We start from the raw sequence: 18,268 nt of genomic DNA, 5'->3' as shown, positions 1-18,268 counted from the left end.
GCACTGCCGCTTCGGCGGCAGTGCGGGCCTTTTGCCGTCCACCCCCATCGCCGGCGGGGCATTGACCTCCCGGGGAATTCGGTGGACGGTGGACGCATGCCCGGATCAATGCAGCCGCTGTGGGACAGTCTCGCCTTGCAGGTGGAGTCCGGGTGGTGCCCCGGGCTTGTTGCCGGCGTCCGAATCGGCGGGCAAACCGAGGTCCGGGCCTTTGGCAGCCTGGATACGTCCGGATCAGCACCGGTCACCCCGGATACACCGTTCCGCATCTCCTCGCTGAGCAAGCTCATCGGCGGGGCGCTGGCCCTTGATCAGGTGGCAGAAGGCCGGCTGGGCCTGGACGACGACGTTTCCCGCTGGCTCCCTGGCCTCGGCGGGCTGCGTGTCTTGGCCTCCCCCGACGCTCCGCTCTCCGTCACTGTCCCGGTACGCGGACCGGTAACACTGCGGCACCTGCTGACGTTCACGGCAGGTTTTGGCATCGACTTCGGCGCGACCCCCTACTCCGCAGCCACCCGTGACCTGCTGTGGGGCCCCAATCCCCCGGACATGGACCCGGACACCTATCTGGCCCGGCTCGTGGAGCTGCCGCTGGCAGCGCAGCCCGGACAGCGGTGGATGTACCACTCGGGCGCCGATCTGCTCTCGGTGCTGCTCGCCAAAGTTGCCGGCAAACCGGTGTCCGACCTCCTCGCTGAGCGGATTACGGGTCCGCTTGGGCTGTCCGCAACCGGATTTCCGAGCGGCGGCGAGCAGTTCCCCGCCGCCTACCTCTCCGAAGCCGGCCGGCTGGTCGAAGCGGAGGACTACCGGGACGCGTTCAGTATTCCTCCGCGCTTCGAATCCCTTGCCGGCGGTATGGTTTCGACTGTTCCGGACTATATGGCTTTCCTTGCTGCCCTGGCCGACGACGTGCTGCTCCCTGCAGGAGTTGCTGCCGAAATGGCCTCCGATCAGCTGGTGGGCAGCCAGCGCGGCGGCTTCACGGAGATGTCAGGCCCGGCAGAGAGCTGGGGCTATATGACGGCGGTGCAGACAGAGCCGGGCGCGGCCTGGTCCGAGCCGGGCATGTGGGGCTGGGCAGGAGGTTCCGGCACCAGTGCCGCTGTCTATCCGAACGGGGACATCGGGGTCGTCTTTACCCAGCGCTTTATGTCCGGCCCGCAGGACACCTTCGACTGGTTCTGGGAACCGTTCGGGCAGGTGCGTACCGCTGTACGCGGGGGCGGTTAACGCCCGACGGCGGCACCGCTGACGATCCTTCTGAGACCGTCTGCCGCACCGCCGTCGTTATTAGCTGCGGATCTAGAGGACCTTCGCCAGGAAATCCTGCAGCCGCGGGGACTGCGGGTTCCCGAAGAGTTCCTCGGGTGAGTTTTCCTCGACAATGAGGCCGTCGGCCATAAAGACCACCCGGTCAGCCACTTCGCGGGCGAAGCCCATTTCGTGGGTGACCACAACCATGGTCATGCCTTCCTTGGCCAGGTCACGGATGACCTGGAGCACCTCGCCGACCATTTCCGGGTCAAGGGCGGAAGTTGCCTCGTCAAAGAGCATCACGTCCGGCTTCATGGCCAGGGCACGGGCAATGGCCACACGCTGCTTCTGGCCGCCGGAGAGCTGCGCAGGGCGGGCATCGGCCTTGTCAGCCAGTCCCACCCGGTCCAGCAGCGCCAGGGCGTTGGCACGGACCTCTGCCTTGGCACCCTTCTTCAGTTCCACCGGCGCCAGCATGATGTTCTCCAGCACGGACATGTGCGGGAACAGGTTGAAGTGCTGGAACACCATGCCGATGTGCTGGCGGACCTTGTTCAGGTCAACCTTCGGGTCGGTGAGGTCGAAGCCGTCAATGACGACTTTTCCTGCGGTGATGTCTTCGAGCTTGTTCAGGCAGCGCAGGAACGTGGATTTGCCGGAGCCGGACGGACCGATCACGCAGACCACTTCGCCCTCGGCGACGGCGACGTCCAGTCCCTTCAGGACCTCGACCGGACCGTAGGACTTGCGCAGGCCGATGGCTTCGATCTTGCTCACTTGTTGAACCTCTTATCCAGGACGTCCGCCAGCTTGGTCAGCAGCGTGATGACGATGAAGTACAGGGCTGCCACGATGATCAGCACCTCGGCGGTGCGGAAGTTCACCGCGTAGATCTGCTGTGCCTGGTACGTCAGCTCCGCGAAGCCGATGACGGCCAGCAGCGACGTGTCCTTCAGGGTGATCACGAACTGGTTGATGAAGGACGGCGTCATGATCTTCACGGCCTGCGGAATGATGATCTTCTGCATGGTCTTGCCGTAGCCGAGGCCCAGGCTGCGGGCGGCTTCCATCTGGCCCGGATCCACGGACTGGATGCCGCCGCGCACGATCTCCGTCATGTAGGCACCGGCGTTCAGGCTCAGCGTGAGGACACCTGCGGTCAGCACGTCAACCGGCTGGCCGATGATCTGCGGCAGGCCGAAGTAGAAGAAGAAGGCCTGCACCAGCACCGGGGTGCCGCGGAAGATCGAGACGTAGGTGGTGGCGATGCCGCGCAGCACAATCTTGGAGCTGACCTTGAAGAAGCCGAAGATCACACCCAGGATCAGTGCGAAGAAGAGGGACAGCGCAGTGGCCAGCAGCGTCAGGCCAAGGCCCTTGGCGAAGGCGGGTGCGTTGTCGGTAACCAGTGACCAGAAGCTGGAATCGGCTGCGCCGGCGTCCAGGTAGCGGTCCAGGATCTCATCGTATTCACCGGACTCGCGCAGGTCGGCAAGGCCCGCGTTGAAGGCCTCCAGCAGCTCGGGGTTGGTGTCAGCGTTGACGGCGAAGCCGTAGGAGGAACCAACCTCCTTGTCGGTGACGGTTTTCAGTCCGTTTCCAGACTTGATGCCGTACGCCAGGACGGGGTAATCGTCGAAGACGGCAACGGAAGAGCCGGCTTTGACGTCGTCGTACATCTGCGCGGACTGGGCGAAGGCGATGACGTCGAAACCGTACTGGTCCTTGATGGACTCGGCGAACGCCTGGCCTTCGGTGCCGGTCTTGACGGCCACGCGCTTGCCCTCGAGGTCCTCGTAGCCGGAGACCTCGTTGTTGTTCTCTGCCACGGCCATCTGGATGCCGGACTCGAAGTACGGGTCTGAGAAGTCAAAGACCTTCTGCCGTTCCTCGGTGATGGACATACCGGCAATGACGCCGTCCACCTGGTTGGACTGCAGTGCCTGAAGCGCGGCGTCGAAGCCGAGGGACCGGATTTCCACCGAGAAGCCCTGGTCTTCGGCGATGGCGTTCATCAGGTCAATGTCGATGCCGACCAGTTCGCCGTTCTCGCGGAACTCGAAGGGCGCAAAAGTTGTATCTGTACCGATGGTGTAAGTCTTGCCGGCCGCCTCACCGGCAGCCGGAGAGGTGGCCGCGAAGGCCCCGGATGCGGGAATGCCCAGCAGCAGCGCTATAGCTGCCAGCAGGGAGGTGAGGGGAACCGCGAGTGAGGCGGGGGCCTTGGGCACCCGTTTGCCACTGTGCAAAGTAAACATCTCCTAGCTAATGGTTCGCGGCGATGCGCAGCAAACGCCACCAAAGAGCCTACTAGGAATGCGGGCACCGAAATTACCGCGGGGCGCTCCCAGCGGCCTCAGCCGACCCCGTAACCGTAGAACCAGCGTTCGAAGACACCTCGCGCCCTGCGGGTGACCCGAAGGTAGTCTTCCTCCAAAACCCCGCCCTGACCTGCGGGGTAACCGCACCAGCGGGCAACTGCCTCGAGTTCGCGGCGGGAAGAGGGCAGCACATCGGGGTTCCGTCCGCCGCGAATCACATTTGCACAACGGATCCGGCTGGCCAGCAGCCAGCTCTCCCGCAGGATGGCGGTATCCGCCTCCGGCAGGAACCCTGCATCGGAAAGTGCGTCAAGCGCCGGGAGGGTCGCCGTGGTGCGCAGAGCCGGATATTTGCGGGCATGCTGAAGCTGCAGGAGCTGCACCAGCCACTCAACGTCGCTGAGCCCGCCGCGGCCCAGTTTCAGCTGCCGGGAGGGGTCGGCGCCGCGGGGCAGCCGCTCGGCTTCCACCCGGGCCTTGATCCGGCGGATCTCCCGCACATCGGTTTCGGCCAGCTGTTCGGGATACCGGATCGGATCCACCAAAGAAATGAAGTCCTCCCCGAGCCGGTCATCGCCGGCCATGGGCCGTGCCCGCAGCAGGGCCTGGGCCTCCCAGGCCAGCGACCACCGTTCGTAGTACCCGGCGTAGGAGTCCAGGCTGCGCACCAGCGGCCCTTGGCGGCCCTCCGGCCGCAGTGCGGCGTCGAGCTCCAGGACCCGTTCCGCCTGAACGGCCGGCCGGCAGGGCTGCTGCAGCAGCGAGGAGACGAGCTGCACGATCCGCTCCGCCTGGCGCTGCGCCGCCTGGGCGTCGCTGCCGGGCAGCGGGCGGTGCACGTACAGCACATCGGCGTCGGACCCGTAGCCGATCTCCCGCCCGCCCTGGCGCCCCATGGCGACCACCAGGACGTCCGTAAGCTGTTCCTCGCCGGCGTAGACCTCGTTCTCGGCCACATGCAGGGTACCCAGGACTGCGGCGCGGTCGTTGTCCGACAGGGCCCGGCCGACTTCTTCCTGCGTGAGCAGCCCGGCGCTGTCCGCCAAAGCGATGCGCAGCATCTCCCGCCGGCGGATCAGCCGGATCAGCCGGACGGCTTCCTCCGGCCGCGGGTGCCGGGACATTTTGGCCCGCATCTCCTGCCAGAGGGAATCGAAGCTGGACGGCTGCAGGTCCTTGTCCGTTCCCAGCCAGGCGGTGGATTCCGGGGAGACTTCCAGCAGCTCGCTGATGAACCGGGAGGAGGAGAGGATCTGGCAGAGCCGCTCCCCCGCCGCGGAGGAGTCGCGGATCATGCCCAGGAACCAGTGGCTGTCCCCCAGCGCCTCGCTCAGGCGCCGGAAGCCCAGCAGGCCGGCGTCGGGATCCACGCCGTCGCCCAGCCAGCCGAGCAGGACGGGAAGCAGCTGGCGCTGCAGCGCGGCCCGGCGGCTAATTCCGCTTGTGAGCGCTTCGATGTGCTTCATGGCCCCGCGCGGATCGGCATAGCCCAGCGCTGCCAGCCGGGCCTGCGCGGCCTCGGGGCTGAGCCGGACCTCTGCCTCGGAGAGGTTCGCCGCAGTGGCCAGCAGCGGGCGGTAGAAAATCGCTTCATGCAGCCGCCGCACCAGCCGCTTAGTCCGCTGCCAGTTCTCCAGCAGCCGCTCGGCGCTCGGCCGGACCAGGGCCAGGGCACCCGCGGATGACTTGGAGAGCGCGCGCAGGGCTGGTTCAGATTCGGGCATCAGGTGGGTCCGGCGCATGTGCACCATCTGGATCCGGTGCTCCAGCACACGCAGGTAGCGGTAGGCCGCATCAAGGTCCGCTGCGTCGCCCCGGCCGATGTAGCCGCCCTCGCTGAGCGCTACGATGGCCGCCGTGGTGGTGCGGACCCGCAAGGTCTCGTCGATCCTGCCGTGCACCAGCTGCAGCAGCTGGACGGTGAACTCGACGTCCCGCAGCCCGCCCTTGCCGAGCTTGATCTGCCGGGCTTCCTCATGGGAGGGGATGTGATCCGTGACCCGCCGGCGCATCGCCTGCACGGATTCCACGAACCCGTCCCGCTCCGAACTGGACCAGATCAGCGGGGCGACCGCGTCCTCGTAGCGCCGGCCAAGTTCAGGATCCCCGGCCACGGCGCGTGCCTTGACCAGCGCCTGGAACTCCCAGGTCTGTGCCCAGCGCTGGTAATAGTGCAGGTGTGAATCGAGGGTCCGGACCAGGGGCCCGTCCTTGCCTTCGGGACGGAGGTTCGCGTCCACTTCCCACAGTCCAGGTTCCGGAGCCGAGGCATTGATCACCCGGGAGATGCCGGCGGCCATGGCAGTGCCGATGCGGCCGGCCAGTGTTTCGTCCAGGCCCGGGGCGTCCAGCACATAGATGACGTCGACGTCGGAGATGTAGTTCAGCTCGCTGGCGCCGCACTTGCCCATGCCGATTACGGCCAGCCGCACCGCAGCGACGTCGGCCGGGTCAAAGGCGTCTGCCAGCTCCGCACGGGACACTGCAAGGGCGGCCTCCAGCGCCGCGCCGGCCAGGTCCGCCAGTTCGCGGCCGACGGCGGGCATCGTGTCTTCCGGTGAAGCGGCGCCGAGGTCCCGGATCGCCAGGTCAAGCAGGTGCCGGCGGTAGCGGGTGCGCAGCTGCACGTACGCGTCGGGGCCGGTCAGGCGGGCCACCGGGTTGGGACCGGAACCGGCCTGCACCGACTCCAGCAGGGACGCGCGGAGCGTCCGGGCGGCCACCTGCCCCGGCTCAGCACGCAGCCCGGTGTGGAATAGTTCAGCGTTCTCCGGGTGCCGCATGACGAACTCGGCCAGCGCCTCGGATGCGCCAAGGACCCGGAAGAGGGCTTCGGAGTCATCCTGCTCCCCCGCCACGAGTTCTTCGAGCGGGGGGATCCGGGAGAGCAGCCGGACCAGGGACTGCAGCGCCATGTCCGGGTTCGCCGCGCGGACGAACCCGGCGAAGAGCCGTTCCTGGTCGATCCCCTCCAGTTCCGGGGCGGCCAGGAACCGTTCGCTTTTCTCCAGGTCCGTGAAACCGGCGGCGATCAGGCGTCTGGTCAGGCTCATCGGCAGTCCGCTTCCGTTAGAGGATGCTCAGGTTCTTCTTCAGCTCGAAGGCCGTGACCTGCTGGCGGTATTCGTTCCAGTCGGCCTGCTTGTTGCGCAGGAAGTTCTCGAAGACCTGCTCGCCCAGGATCTCCGCGACCAGCTCCGAGTCCTCCATGACGCGGATGGCGTCGTGCAGGCTCGAGGGCAGGGGCGCGTGGCCCATGGCGCGGCGTTCGGCTGCGCTCAGCGACTCGATGTCATCCTCGGCGCCCGGGGGAAGCTCGTAGCCTTCCTCGATGCCCTTCAGGCCCGCTCCGAGGAGCACGGCGTAGGACAGGTACGGGTTGGCTGCGGAGTCGATACCGCGGTATTCGATCCGGGCGGACTGGCCCTTGCCCGGCTTGTACAGCGGCACCCGCAGCAGCGCGGAGCGGTTGTTGTGGCCCCAGGACAGGTAGCTGGGAGCTTCCCCGCCGCCCCAGAGGCGCTTGTAGGAGTTCACGAACTGGTTGGTGACGGCGGTGAATTCCGGTGCGTGCCGCAGGATGCCGGCCATGAACTGGCGTGCCGTGGTGGAGAGCTGGAATTCGGCGCCGGCCTCGAAGAACGCGTTGGAGTCGCCCTCGAACAGGGAGAAGTGCGTGTGCATGCCGGAGCCCGGGTGGTCGGAGAACGGCTTGGGCATAAACGTGGCGTAGCAGTCGGTCATCAGCGCGACTTCCTTGACCACGGTGCGGAACGTCATGATGTTGTCCGCGGTCTGCAGCGCGTCCGCGTAGCGCAGGTCGATCTCGTTCTGGCCGGGACCTGCCTCGTGGTGGCTGAACTCCACGGAGATGCCCACGGCTTCCAGCATTGAAACCGCGGTGCGGCGGAAGTCCTGGGCCACGCCGCCAGGGACGTGGTCAAAGTAGCCTGCGCGGTCCACCGGTACCGGCTCGCCGTCGGGCCCGGGCTGGTCCGACTTCAGCAGGTAGAACTCGATTTCCGGGTGCGTGTAGCAGGTGAAGCCCATGTCCGCGGCCTTGGCCAGCTGGCGCTTGAGGACGTAGCGCGGGTCGGCAGCCGAAGGCTGGCCGTCCGGGGTGAGGATGTCGCAGAACATCCGGGAGGTCTGCTCCTCGTCACCGCGCCAGGGCAGGATCTGGAAGGTGGAGGGATCCGGCTGGGCCAGCATGTCCGACTCGAAGATACGGGCCAGTCCCTCGATCGAGGAACCGTCAAAGCCGAGGCCCTCCTCGAAGGCGCCTTCAACTTCCGCCGGCGCCAGCGCCACGGATTTCATCGATCCAACGACGTCGGTAAACCAGAGCCGCACAAACCGCACGTCACGTTCTTCGATCGTTCGCAGAACGAATTCCTGCTGGCGGTTCATGCTTAACCTCTTTCGCTGTACTTCGCTTGGCGGTTCCGGATTCGGCCTGCAATTACTCTACCCAGCCCAGAGGGCTTTTTCGGCTCTGGGCGGCGCGTGGCTTCGGACATTACGCGCAGGACATATTCCCCGGTCCGCGGCACGGGCCGGGCCAAGGTTTAGTAGTCTCGAAGGATGACCAGCGCTGAACAGCCCAAACCGTACGGCACCGAGAAGAGCACGGCACCGGTGCCGCCCCGGCGGGTTCGAACCTCCTACCTGCAGCAGCTCAAGGACAGCGGCGGAAAGTTCGCCATGCTTACTGCCTACGACCAGTACACGGCCCAGATCTTCGACGAGGCCGGCATCGAAACCCTGCTGATCGGCGATTCAGCGGCAAACAACGTGATGGGCCACGAAACCACTCTGCCCATCACGCTGGACGAAATGATCGTGTTCGCCAAGTCGGTCTCCGCCGGCGCCAAGCGTGCGCTGATCGTGTGCGACCTGCCGTTCGGTTCCTACGAGGTTTCCCCCGCGCAGGCCATTGAGTCCTCGGTGCGCCTGATGAAGGAAGCCGGCGTCCAGGCCGTGAAGATGGAAGGCGGCGCCCACTACGCGGATCACGTCCGCGCCATGACTGCCGCCGGCATTCCGGTCATGGCCCACGTGGGTTTCACTCCGCAGAGCGAGCATGCCCTGGGCGGGTACAAGGTCCAGGGCCGCGGCGATGCCGCGCAGGCCGTGATTGACGACGCCGCCGCGCTGGCTGAGGCGGGCGCGTTCTGTGTGCTGATGGAAATGGTCCCGGCGGACGTTGCCGCAGCGGTTGATGCTGCCGTCCGGGTGCCTACGATCGGTATCGGCGCCGGAAACGCAACCACCGGACAGGTGCTTGTTTGGCAGGATATGGCCGGCATGCGCGGCGGCAAGGCTCCTAAGTTCGTCAAGGCTTTCGCCGACGTCCGCTCAGTTCTGTCCAACGCGGCCCGCGAGTACGCGGACGAAGTCCGCAGCGGAACGTTCCCCGGCCCCGAACACAGCTTCTAGGCCAGGCCTGCCGGCGGGACGTACAGGCGGTTTCCGCCCGCCCGCCGGCAGAACCTTAGTCTTCGTCCTTGTCCCAGGCTTCGTTGCGGGCCTGGACCTTCTGCAGCGCTGCCGCAGCTTCTTCCCGGGTTTGGTACGGACCCAGCAGCTTCGTCCAGTCCGACTGCGGGCCCACCTCAACTTCGTGGGTCTGAACATTGAACCAGTACTCGGCCATTGGCCCTCCTCCATCTCGGTCCCGGGCACCCGTTTGGGCCGGCCGGGGGTGCACAATCGCGCGGCCATGCAGCAGCACGGAACGCTGGCGATAAGATCGATACTATGCCCCAGAATATTGCCACCGCACCCCTTGGCCGCCTCCAGCCGGGAACGCTCTCCCCCCGGCGCCCGGTACCGGCGTCGATTGTCCGTCCCGAGTACGTGGACAAGGATGCACCGGCAAAATTCACCGGCTCAGAGGTCAAGTCCGCAGAGACCATCGAGAAGATCCGCTTTGCCGGCAGGATCGCTGCACAGGCCATTGTTGAGGTTGGCAAGCGCATTGAACCCGGTGTCACCACTGATGAGCTGGACCGCGTGGCCCACGAATTCCTGCTGGACCACAACGCTTACCCGTCCACCCTGGGCTACCGGCACTTCCCGAAGTCCATCTGCACCTCCATCAATGAGGTCATCTGCCACGGCATTCCGGACTCGACGGTGATTCAGGACGGGGACATCGTCAACGTGGACATCACCGCGTACATCAACGGCGTGCACGGCGACACGAACTACACGTTCCTGGCCGGCAACGTGGATGAAGAATCCCGCCTGCTGGTGGAGCGGACCGCCGAATCCCTCCGCCGCGCCATCAAAGCAGTGATGCCGGGGCGTGAAATCAACGTAATCGGCCGCGCCATCGAGTCATATGCCAAGCGCTTCGGCTACGGTGTGGTGCGGGACTTCACGGGACACGGCGTCGGCGAAGCGTTCCATACCGGCCTGATAATCCCGCACTACGACGCCGCACCGGCCTACAGCCGCCTCATTGAAACCGGAATGGTGTTTACCATTGAGCCTATGCTCACTCTCGGGACCATTGAGTGGGACATGTGGGAAGACAACTGGACCGTGGTCACGAAGGACCGCAAGCGCACTGCCCAGTTCGAACACACCCTGCTCGTCACCGATGACGGCGCCGAAATCCTGACCCTGCCCTAGGGCACCGCCTAGCACTGGAGAACCATGGCCAAGAAGCACAAGAACAAGCACGACGCCGTCATTGGCATCGACATCGGCGGTACGGGCATCAAGGGCGGCATCGTCGATCTCGCCAAGGGCAAGCTCATTGGTGACCGCTTCCGGATCCCGACGCCGAAGCCTGCCACGCCGGAGGCAGTCGCCGGCGTCGTCGGCCAGATCGTTGCTGAGCTCTCTTCCCGTCCCGAGGGACCGGGTCCCGATGTTCCCGTTGGCGTCACGTTCCCGGCCATCATCCAGCACGGTGTGGCACGCTCCGCGGCCAACGTGGACAAGAGCTGGGTGGACACGGACGTCGATGCACTGCTCACCAACGCACTAAACCGCGAAGTCCAGGTCATGAACGACGCCGACGCCGCCGGCCTGGCCGAAGCGCGCTACGGCGCCGGACGCGGCGTGAGCGGCACCGTACTGGTGATCACCCTGGGCACGGGCATCGGATCGGCACTGATCTCCAACGGCGCGCTGGTCCCCAATGCTGAGCTGGGCCACCTGGAGATTGACGGTGTCGACGCTGAAACGCGTGCCTCCGCCTCCGCCCGCGAACGCGACGACATCAGCTGGGAAGAATACGCCAAGCGCCTGCAGCGGTACTTCTCCCACGTGGAGTTCCTTTTCTCCCCCGACCTGTTTGTGATCGGCGGCGGCATCTCCAAGCGCAGTGAAGACTTCCTGCCCATGCTGGACCTGCGCACCCCCATGGTCACGGCCAACCTGAAGAACAACGCGGGAATCGTCGGCGCCGCTCTCCAGGCAGCGCTGCACTTCAACTACATCAAGTAGCTCTCTCCCCCCAATCGAGAGGCCAGTTGCGGCTCTTTTCAGCCTTGGAAAGAGCCGCAACTGGCCTCTCGATGGTTGCTGGGGGCAGCCGACGCCGTCTACTGGGCGGTCAGCGGACGCTGGGCGCCGGCCGGAACTACGCCGGCACGCGCTGACTCGGCCCGCAGGGCGGCAATCGCGGTTTCAAAGTCCTCCAGCGAATCAAAGGACTGGTAGACGCTGGCGAAGCGCAGGTACGCCACCTGGTCCAGTTTCTGCAGCGGCTGCAGGATGGCCAGGCCCACTTCATGGGCCTGGATCTCGGCAACACCGGAGGCACGGATGGTTTCCTCCACCTCCTGGGCCAGCAGCGCCAGGTCATCTTCACTGACGGGCCGGCCCTGGCAGGCCTTGCGCGCCCCGTTGATGACCTTGCTGCGGCTGAAGGGCTCAGCCACACCGGACCGCTTGATGACGCTCAGGCTTGTGGTCTCCACGGTGCTGAACCGGCGTCCGCATTCGGGACACTGCCGGCGGCGGCGAATCGCTGAGCCGTCGTCAGCCAGGCGGCTGTCCACGACCCGCGAATCGGCGTTGCGGCAATACGGACAGTACATTCCTCGGTCCTTTCACACGCGGGCGGCGGGCTTGGCGCCCTCATTCTAGGTCTCTGCCGGGCCCGGGTTCCAACCCGGGCCGGAGCTGGTGGCAGCGCTAGCCGGCGAACCGGATGCTGACGGCGTCGCCGTGGGCCGGGAGGTCCTCGGCCCGCGAGAGCGCGACGACGTGCCCGCTGACCTCGTTCAGGGCATTCCGTCCGTAGTCGATCACCTGAATGGCGCGCATAAACGTGGTGACGTTCAGTCCCGAGGAGAACGCCGCGGTTCCGGCGGTGGGGAGCACATGGTTTGAACCGGAGCAGTAGTCGCCCAGGCTGACCGGGCTGTAGCTGCCCACAAAGATCGCACCGGCACTGGTGATCCGCCGTGCCACGTCCGCTGCGTCAGCGGTCTGGATTTCGAGGTGTTCCGCGCCGTAGGCGTTGCACACCGCGATTCCGTCATCCAGCGAGTCCACGAGGACGACGGCGGACTGCGGGCCGGAGAGTGCGGTGCGCACCCGCTCCGTGTGCTTGGTGGCGGAAACCTGCACGTCCAGTTCAGCCCGCACGGCTTCGGCAAGCTCAGGTGAGTCCGTGACCAGCACGGAGGCTGCGTTCGGGTCGTGTTCGGCCTGGCTGATCAGGTCTGCTGCGACGAACTTGGGTTCGGCGGTGGCATCCGCCAGCACAGCGATTTCGGTGGGGCCGGCTTCCGCGTCGATTCCGACGACGCCCTTGACCAGGCGCTTGGCAGTGGCCACGAAAACGTTGCCGGGGCCGGTCACAACGTCCACCGGCTCCAGGGCGGGACCGCTTTCACCGGCGGGAATGCCGTAGGCAAACGCGGCGATCGCCTGGGCGCCGCCCACTGCGTAGACCTCTTCGATGCCCAGCAGTTCCGCGGCGGCCAGGATGGTGGGGTGCGGCAGGCCGCCGAATTCCTTCTGCGGCGGCGAGGCCAGGGCCAGGGATGCGACACCGGCAGCCTGCGCCGGAACCACGTTCATGACCACGGAGGACGGGTAGACGGCCAGTCCGCCCGGAACGTAGAGGCCCACCCGGTTGACCGGAACCCAGCGGTGGGTGACCTTCGCGCCGTCGGCGATGTCCACCTCGACGTCCGCCGGACGCTGCGCGTCGGCGAACAGGCGGGCTCGGCGGATGGATTCCTCGAGTCCGGCACGTACTGCCGGGTCCAGATTCTGCAGTGCCTCGACCAGCGCCTGGCGCGGCACCAACGGGTGGTCCTGCCGGACGCCGTCGAACTTCTCCGCCAGTTCTGCCAGCGCCGCGAAGCCGCGGGAACGGACGTCGGCGATGATGGCTGCCACCGCGTCAGAGGCCACTTCGGTGGTGGTCTCGGCGCGCGGCATGACGGCCTTCAGCTGGGCTGCGGTATGGGTACCGCCGCGCAGGTCGAGGGTACGCAGGGACTCAAAGGGCTGAGAAGTTCGTTCAGGTGCGGAGGAAGTCACAGCCCCATTCTACCTAGGCATCAAGGCAGGCCGGCCCCAGCAGCACCTTCAAGTCACCGAAGAGCGACGGCGTGGGGTTCACCCGAAGGTCAACGCCGAGTTTCATGACTTCCACCGTGCGGTTTCCATTGAGCCGGATCTGCACTTCCGAGGTTCCCGGATGCGTCCGCAGCACGTCACCGAGCTGGGTCACAACGGTTTCGGTGGCCTTGTACGTGGCCATCGAAATCACCACCGGCCCGGAGTGGCCCTCACTGAGGTCGGGGACGGTGAGTTCCTGGGCGTTGAGGGTCACCGCGCCGTCGTCCCGGCGCTGGAGGCGTCCGCGTACGACGACGATCAGGTCCTCTGCCAGCACGGCGGCAATGGGACCGTAGACCTGGCCGAAGAACATGACTTCCATGGAACCGGCAAGGTCCTCGATCTCGCAGCGGGCATAGGCGTTGCCGCTGTTCTTCGCGATGCGCCGCTGCAGGGACGTAATCATGCCCGCAATGGTCACGATGGCGCCGTCGGGCGGACCTTCCTCGCTGACGATCGAAGTAATGGAGGAATCCGCGTGCTGGCTCAGGATCCCTTCCAGCCCCTGGAGCGGGTGGTCGGAGACGTAGAGGCCCAGCATGTCCCGTTCGAAGGAAAGCTTGTCCTTCTTCTCCCACTCGGGCAGGTCCGGGATATCGATGGAAATTGAATCTTCCGGCTCCGACTCCCCCATGCCCGCGAAGAGGTCGAACTGGCCGACTGCCTCGTTGCGCTTGAGCACCACCACGGAGTCGATGGCTTCTTCATGGATCATGGCCAGTGGTCGGCGGGCGTGCCCCATTGAATCGAAGGCACCGGCCTTGATCAGGGACTCGATGGTGCGTTTGTTACAGACCACCGCAGGGACCTTCATCAAGAAGTCCTTGAAGTTGGTGTACGCGCCCTTTTCTTCGCGGGCGCCCACCATTGCCTGCACAACGTTGGCTCCAACGTTGCGGATCGCGCCCATGCCGAAGCGGATGTCCTTGCCCACCGGGGTGAAGTTCACGGAGGACTCGTTGGCGTCCGGGGGCAGCACCGTAATGCCCATCTTGCGGCATTCGTTGAGGTACAGTGCCAGCTTGTCCTTGTCATCGCCCACGGAGGTGAGCAGGGCTGCCATGTACTCGGTGGGATAGTGCGCCTTGAGGAACGCGGTCCAGTAGGAAACCAGGCCGTAGGCAGCGGAGTGCGCCTTGTTGAAGGCGTAGTCGGAGAACGGGAGCAGGATGTCCCAGAGTGCCTTGATGGCAGCCTCTGAGTAACCGCGCTCCACCATGCCGCCGTGGAAGCCCTCGTACTGCTTGTCCAGTTCGGACTTTTTCTTCTTGCCCATGGCTCGGCGGAGAATGTCTGCCTGGCCGAGCGAGAAGCCGGCCACCTTCTGGGCGATCGCCATAACCTGTTCCTGGTAGACGATCAGGCCGTAGGTGGTATCGAGGATCTCCTTGAGCGGTTCTTCCAGCTCAGGATGGATCGGGGTGATCTCCTGGACGCCGGTCTTGCGCAGCGCGTAGTTGGTGTGCGAGTTCGCACCCATGGGACCCGGACGGTACAGGGCGATCACAGCGGAGATGTCTTCGAAGTTATCCGGACGCATCAGTTTCAGCAGGGACCGCATGGGTCCACCGTCGAGCTGGAACACGCCCAGGGTGTCACCGCGGGCCAGGAGCTCATAGGACTCCTTGTCATCGAGTTCAAGCGTCTCAAGGTCAAGGTCTACGTCCTTGTTGAGCTTTATGTTCTCGATCGCATCCGAAATTATGGTCAGGTTCCGCAGGCCGAGGAAGTCCATCTTGATCAGGCCGAGGCCCTCGCAGGTCGGGTAATCGAACTGCGTGATGATCTGGCCGTCCTGCTCCCGCTTCATGATCGGGATGATGTCGATCAGCGGGTGCGAGGACATGATGACGCCGGCGGCGTGCACACCCCACTGGCGCTTCAGCCCTTCCAGCCCGATCGCAGTCTCAAAGACGCGCTGGGAATCCGGATCCGTAGCCAGCAGTTCGCGCAGCTCTTCGGCTTCGCCGTAGCGCTTGGCTTCCTTGTTGTGGACGTCGGTTAGGGAAATGCCCTTGCCCATGACATCCGGCGGCATCGCCTTGGTGAGGCGCTCACCGACGGAGAAGGGGTAGCCCATCACGCGGGAAGAGTCCTTCAGCGCCTGCTTGGCCTTGATGGTGCCGTAGGTGACGATCATTGACACCCGGTCCGCGCCGTACTTCTCGGTGACGTAGTGGATCACCTCGGAGCGGCGCCGATCATCGAAGTCGACGTCGAAGTCAGGCATGGACACACGGTCCGGGTTCAGGAACCGTTCGAAGATCAGTCCGTGGGCCAGCGGGTTCAGGTCGGTGATGCGCATGGCGTAGGCGACCATGGAACCGGCACCGGAGCCACGGCCCGGACCGACGCGGATGCCGTTGTTCTTGGCCCAGTTGATGAAGTCGGCAACCACCAGGAAGTAGCCCGGGAAGCCCATCTGGGTGATGATGCCGATCTCGTATTCGGCCTGCTTGCGTACGTCGTCGGGGATGCCGTTCGGGAACCGGTACTGCAGTCCGGTTTCAACTTCCTTGACGAACCAGGATTCCTCGTTCTCCCCCGGCGGGCAGGGGAAGCGCGGCATGTAGCTGGCCTTGGTGTTGAACTCGACATCACAGCGCTCGGCGATGAGCAGCGTGTTGTCGCAGGCGTCCGGGTAGTCCCGGAACATGGCACGCATCTCGGCCGGGGACTTGAGGTAGAACTCGTCGGCGTCGAACTTGAAGCGCTTGGGGTCCGCAAGGGTGGAACCGGACTGCACGCACAGCAGCGCGGCATGCGCCTTGGCGTCCTCGGCGTGGGTGTAGTGGAGGTCGTTTGTGGCGACCAGCGGCAGGTCCAGCTCCCTCGCCAGTTTGATCAGGTCCGCCTGCACGCTGCGTTCGATGTCCAGGCCGTGGTCCATCAGTTCGCAGAAGAAGTTATCCGCGCCGAAGATGTCCCTGAAGTCCGACGCCGCCTGCTTGGCTTCGTTGTACAGTCCCAGGCGCAGCTTGGTCTGTACTTCCCCGGAGGGGCAGCCGGTGGTGGCGATCAGGCCCTTGCCGTAGGTCTGCAGCAGGTCCCGGTCCATGCGCGGCTTGTAGAGGTAGCCTTCCAGCGAGGCCAGGGAGGACATGCGGAACAGGTTGTGCATGCCTTCGGTGTTTTCCGCCCACATGGTCATGTGGGTGTAGGCACCGGCACCGGAGACGTCGTCGCGTCCGCCGCCGCCCCACTTCACACGGGTCTTGTCCTGCCGGGCGGTGCCCGGAGTCAGGTAGGCTTCCACGCCGATGATCGGCTTGATGCCGGAGTTCCGGGCTTTGTTCCAAAAATCGAACGCACCGAAGACGAACCCGTGGTCCGTGGTCGCCAGGGCGTTCATGCCCAGCTCATCGGCGTGGCTGAACAGGTCGGTCAGGCGTGCTGCCCCGTCCAGCATCGAATATTCAGTGTGATTGTGAAGATGGACAAACGATTTCGACGTACCAGTTGCTGAAGCCACCTAACCATTCTAGGCGCCGCCGGGAGGGCTCAGATGTCTCCGCGGCCCAGCGCGTCGAGGGCGTACTGCAGATCCTGCGGATACGCCGAAGTGAACTCAACCCACTCCCCTGTTCCGGGGTGGGTGAATCCCAGCTTCCGGGCATGCAGCCACTGGCGGGTCAGCCCCAGCTCAGCGGCCAGCCGCGGGTCGGCTCCGTAGGTGAGGTCTCCGGCGCAGGGATGGCGCAGGGCCGAGAAGTGAACGCGGATCTGGTGTGTGCGTCCGGTTTCGAGGTGGACTTCCACCAGGGAGGCACGGCCGAAGGCTTCCAGGACCTTGTAGTGGGTCACGGAGTCCCGGCCCTCATCCACGACGGCGAAGCGCCAGTCATGTCCCGGGTGCCGTCCGATCGGGGCATCGATGGTGCCCTCCAGCGGATCAGGCAGTCCCTGGACCAGTGCGTGGTATTCCTTCTCCACGGTGCGGTCGCGGAAGGCCTGCTTCAGCAGGGTGTAGGCGTGCTCGGTCTTGGCGACCACCATCACGCCGGAGGTTCCGACGTCGAGCCGGTGGACAATGCCCTGCCGCTCCCCTGCCCCGGACGTGGAAATCCGGTAGCCGGCGGCTGCCAGGGCACCCACCACTGTGGGTCCCACCCAGCCCGGCGAGGGGTGCGCGGCAACACCGACGGGCTTGTCGATCACCACAAAATGTTCATCGTCGGCGAGGATTTTCAGGTCCTCCACGGGCTCGACGACGACGGCCAGCGGGTCACGCTGCTCGGGAACGTCCGCAGCAACGCTGTCTCCGGTGCGCAGCCGGTCCGATTTGGCCAGCGGCCGGCCGCCGCGGGTGAGCCAGCCTTCAGAGCACCAGCCGGCGGCAGTGGAACGGGAAACGTCCAGCAGTTCAGCCATAGCGGCGTCAGCGCGGACACCATCATGCTCCTCGCCAATGGTGAAACGGGAGTGGATCTCAGGCATCGGAGCTGTCCTTGCCTGCAGTGGCCCGCGTGCCGTCCATGTTGATCCCGCGCAGTGTCAGCAGGCACACCAGGATCACGCCGGAAACGACGCAGGAGTCTGCGATGTTGAAGATCGCGAAGTTAGGGAAGGCGATGAAGTCCACCACGTGGCCCTGGCCAAAGGATGGCTCCCGGAAGAGCCGGTCGGTGAGGTTGCCCACTGCGCCGCCCAGCACAAGCCCGAGTGCGATGGACCAGGCGGTGGAGCGAAGCCGGAACATGAGGTAGATGAGGAACCCGGACACCACGACCATAACGATGGTGAAGATCCACGTGTAGTCCGTGCCGATCGAGAAGGCAGCCCCTGGGTTGCGGATGAAGTGCCAGCGCAGCAGAGGGGGGAAGACATCAGTGATCTGCCCCTCCGTCATGGTGGAGACAACCCAGATCTTGGTGAGCTGGTCAAACACCCATGCGGCCAGGGCAATGACGGCCATGATCAGCGCGTAGCGGGTCAGGGCGGCCTTGGGGCGCGCCGGCGGCTGGGGCTGCGGCGCGGGCGCCGGAGTTGAATCAGTCATGGTGCTTTCGGGGTCGGGCAGCGGTGGGTCGGTGCACGGGCGGCACCATTAGTCACAGGAGCTGGAACGGCATGGGCCGGCGGCCGGGAGATCC

14 protein-coding genes are annotated in these 18,268 nt (G+C 65.4%); 4 read left to right on the top strand and 10 right to left on the bottom strand.

The window, feature by feature from the left end; genetic code table 11:
- Positions 1 to 96 precede the first annotated feature (96 nt).
- Positions 97 to 1,233, top strand: coding sequence for a serine hydrolase domain-containing protein (locus ACWGQ2_RS18165; RefSeq protein WP_452019637.1), 1,137 nt, complete (start codon positions 97 to 99; stop codon positions 1,231 to 1,233).
- Positions 1,234 to 1,305: 72 nt separating this feature from the next.
- On the opposite strand, the gene ACWGQ2_RS18160 is transcribed toward ACWGQ2_RS18165, so the two are convergent.
- From ACWGQ2_RS18160 to ACWGQ2_RS18145, 4 genes are all read right to left on the bottom strand, one after another.
- Entirely contained in the window at positions 1,306 to 2,034 is a 729-nt protein-coding gene (locus tag ACWGQ2_RS18160) for an amino acid ABC transporter ATP-binding protein (protein WP_452019636.1), read from the bottom strand.
- A complete protein-coding gene (locus ACWGQ2_RS18155) occupies positions 2,031 to 3,488 on the bottom strand; it encodes an amino acid ABC transporter substrate-binding protein/permease (RefSeq protein WP_452019635.1) in 1,458 nt (485 codons plus the stop codon). The genes ACWGQ2_RS18160 and ACWGQ2_RS18155 overlap by 4 nt, the downstream gene beginning before the upstream one ends.
- A 125-nt stretch (positions 3,489 to 3,613) precedes the next feature.
- The gene (locus tag ACWGQ2_RS18150; protein ID WP_452019634.1) at positions 3,614 to 6,631 is read right to left on the bottom strand and encodes a bifunctional [glutamine synthetase] adenylyltransferase/[glutamine synthetase]-adenylyl-L-tyrosine phosphorylase; all 3,018 of its coding nucleotides are present in this window, start codon (positions 6,629 to 6,631) and stop codon (positions 3,614 to 3,616) included.
- Positions 6,632 to 6,647: 16 nt separating this feature from the next.
- Entirely contained in the window at positions 6,648 to 7,988 is a 1,341-nt protein-coding gene (locus tag ACWGQ2_RS18145) for a glutamine synthetase family protein (protein ID WP_452019633.1), read from the bottom strand.
- 174 nt (positions 7,989 to 8,162) lie between these two features.
- Between ACWGQ2_RS18145 and panB the strand changes: the two genes are divergently transcribed.
- A complete protein-coding gene (gene panB / locus ACWGQ2_RS18140) occupies positions 8,163 to 9,017 on the top strand; it encodes a 3-methyl-2-oxobutanoate hydroxymethyltransferase (RefSeq protein ID WP_452019632.1) in 855 nt (284 codons plus the stop codon).
- A 55-nt stretch (positions 9,018 to 9,072) separates the two neighbouring features.
- On the opposite strand, the gene ACWGQ2_RS18135 is transcribed toward panB, so the two are convergent.
- Positions 9,073 to 9,234: an SPOR domain-containing protein gene (locus tag ACWGQ2_RS18135; protein WP_422402094.1), complete on the bottom strand. Its 162-nt coding sequence runs from the start codon at positions 9,232 to 9,234 to the stop codon at positions 9,073 to 9,075.
- A 104-nt stretch (positions 9,235 to 9,338) separates the two neighbouring features.
- On the opposite strand from ACWGQ2_RS18135, the gene map reads away from it, so the two are divergent.
- A complete protein-coding gene (gene map / locus ACWGQ2_RS18130) occupies positions 9,339 to 10,217 on the top strand; it encodes a type I methionyl aminopeptidase (protein ID WP_452019631.1) in 879 nt (292 codons plus the stop codon).
- A 24-nt stretch (positions 10,218 to 10,241) separates the two neighbouring features.
- Positions 10,242 to 11,039, top strand: coding sequence for a polyphosphate--glucose phosphotransferase (gene ppgK / locus ACWGQ2_RS18125; RefSeq protein ID WP_452019630.1), 798 nt, complete (start codon positions 10,242 to 10,244; stop codon positions 11,037 to 11,039).
- A gap of 98 nt (positions 11,040 to 11,137) precedes the next feature.
- Here ppgK and nrdR read toward each other — a convergent pair whose 3' ends face one another.
- The 5 genes from nrdR to lspA all read right to left on the bottom strand — a co-directional run bounded on the left by nrdR (position 11,138) and on the right by lspA (position 18,174).
- On the bottom strand, positions 11,138 to 11,635 hold the full coding sequence (gene nrdR / locus ACWGQ2_RS18120; RefSeq protein ID WP_452019629.1) for a transcriptional regulator NrdR: 498 nt from the start codon (positions 11,633 to 11,635) through the stop codon (positions 11,138 to 11,140).
- A gap of 97 nt (positions 11,636 to 11,732) precedes the next feature.
- On the bottom strand, positions 11,733 to 13,094 hold the full coding sequence (gene hisD, locus ACWGQ2_RS18115; protein WP_452019628.1) for a histidinol dehydrogenase: 1,362 nt from the start codon (positions 13,092 to 13,094) through the stop codon (positions 11,733 to 11,735).
- 13 nt (positions 13,095 to 13,107) lie between these two features.
- Positions 13,108 to 16,647 (bottom strand): DNA polymerase III subunit alpha, encoded by a 3,540-nt coding sequence (gene dnaE, locus ACWGQ2_RS18110; protein ID WP_452019627.1) that lies wholly within the window; start codon positions 16,645 to 16,647, stop codon positions 13,108 to 13,110.
- A gap of 29 nt (positions 16,648 to 16,676) precedes the next feature.
- Positions 16,677 to 17,612: an RluA family pseudouridine synthase gene (locus ACWGQ2_RS18105; protein WP_452019626.1), complete on the bottom strand. Its 936-nt coding sequence runs from the start codon at positions 17,610 to 17,612 to the stop codon at positions 16,677 to 16,679.
- A complete protein-coding gene (lspA, locus tag ACWGQ2_RS18100; RefSeq protein WP_452019625.1) occupies positions 17,605 to 18,174 on the bottom strand; it encodes a signal peptidase II in 570 nt (189 codons plus the stop codon). Before lspA ends, ACWGQ2_RS18105 begins: the two co-directional genes overlap by 8 nt.
- Between the last annotated feature and the right edge of the window lie 94 nt (positions 18,175 to 18,268).

The organism is Arthrobacter sp. NPDC055585 (genome assembly GCF_053619115.1).
Note: the sequence above shows the minus strand (reverse complement) of the source record. Positions and strands in the feature narration are given on the sequence as shown.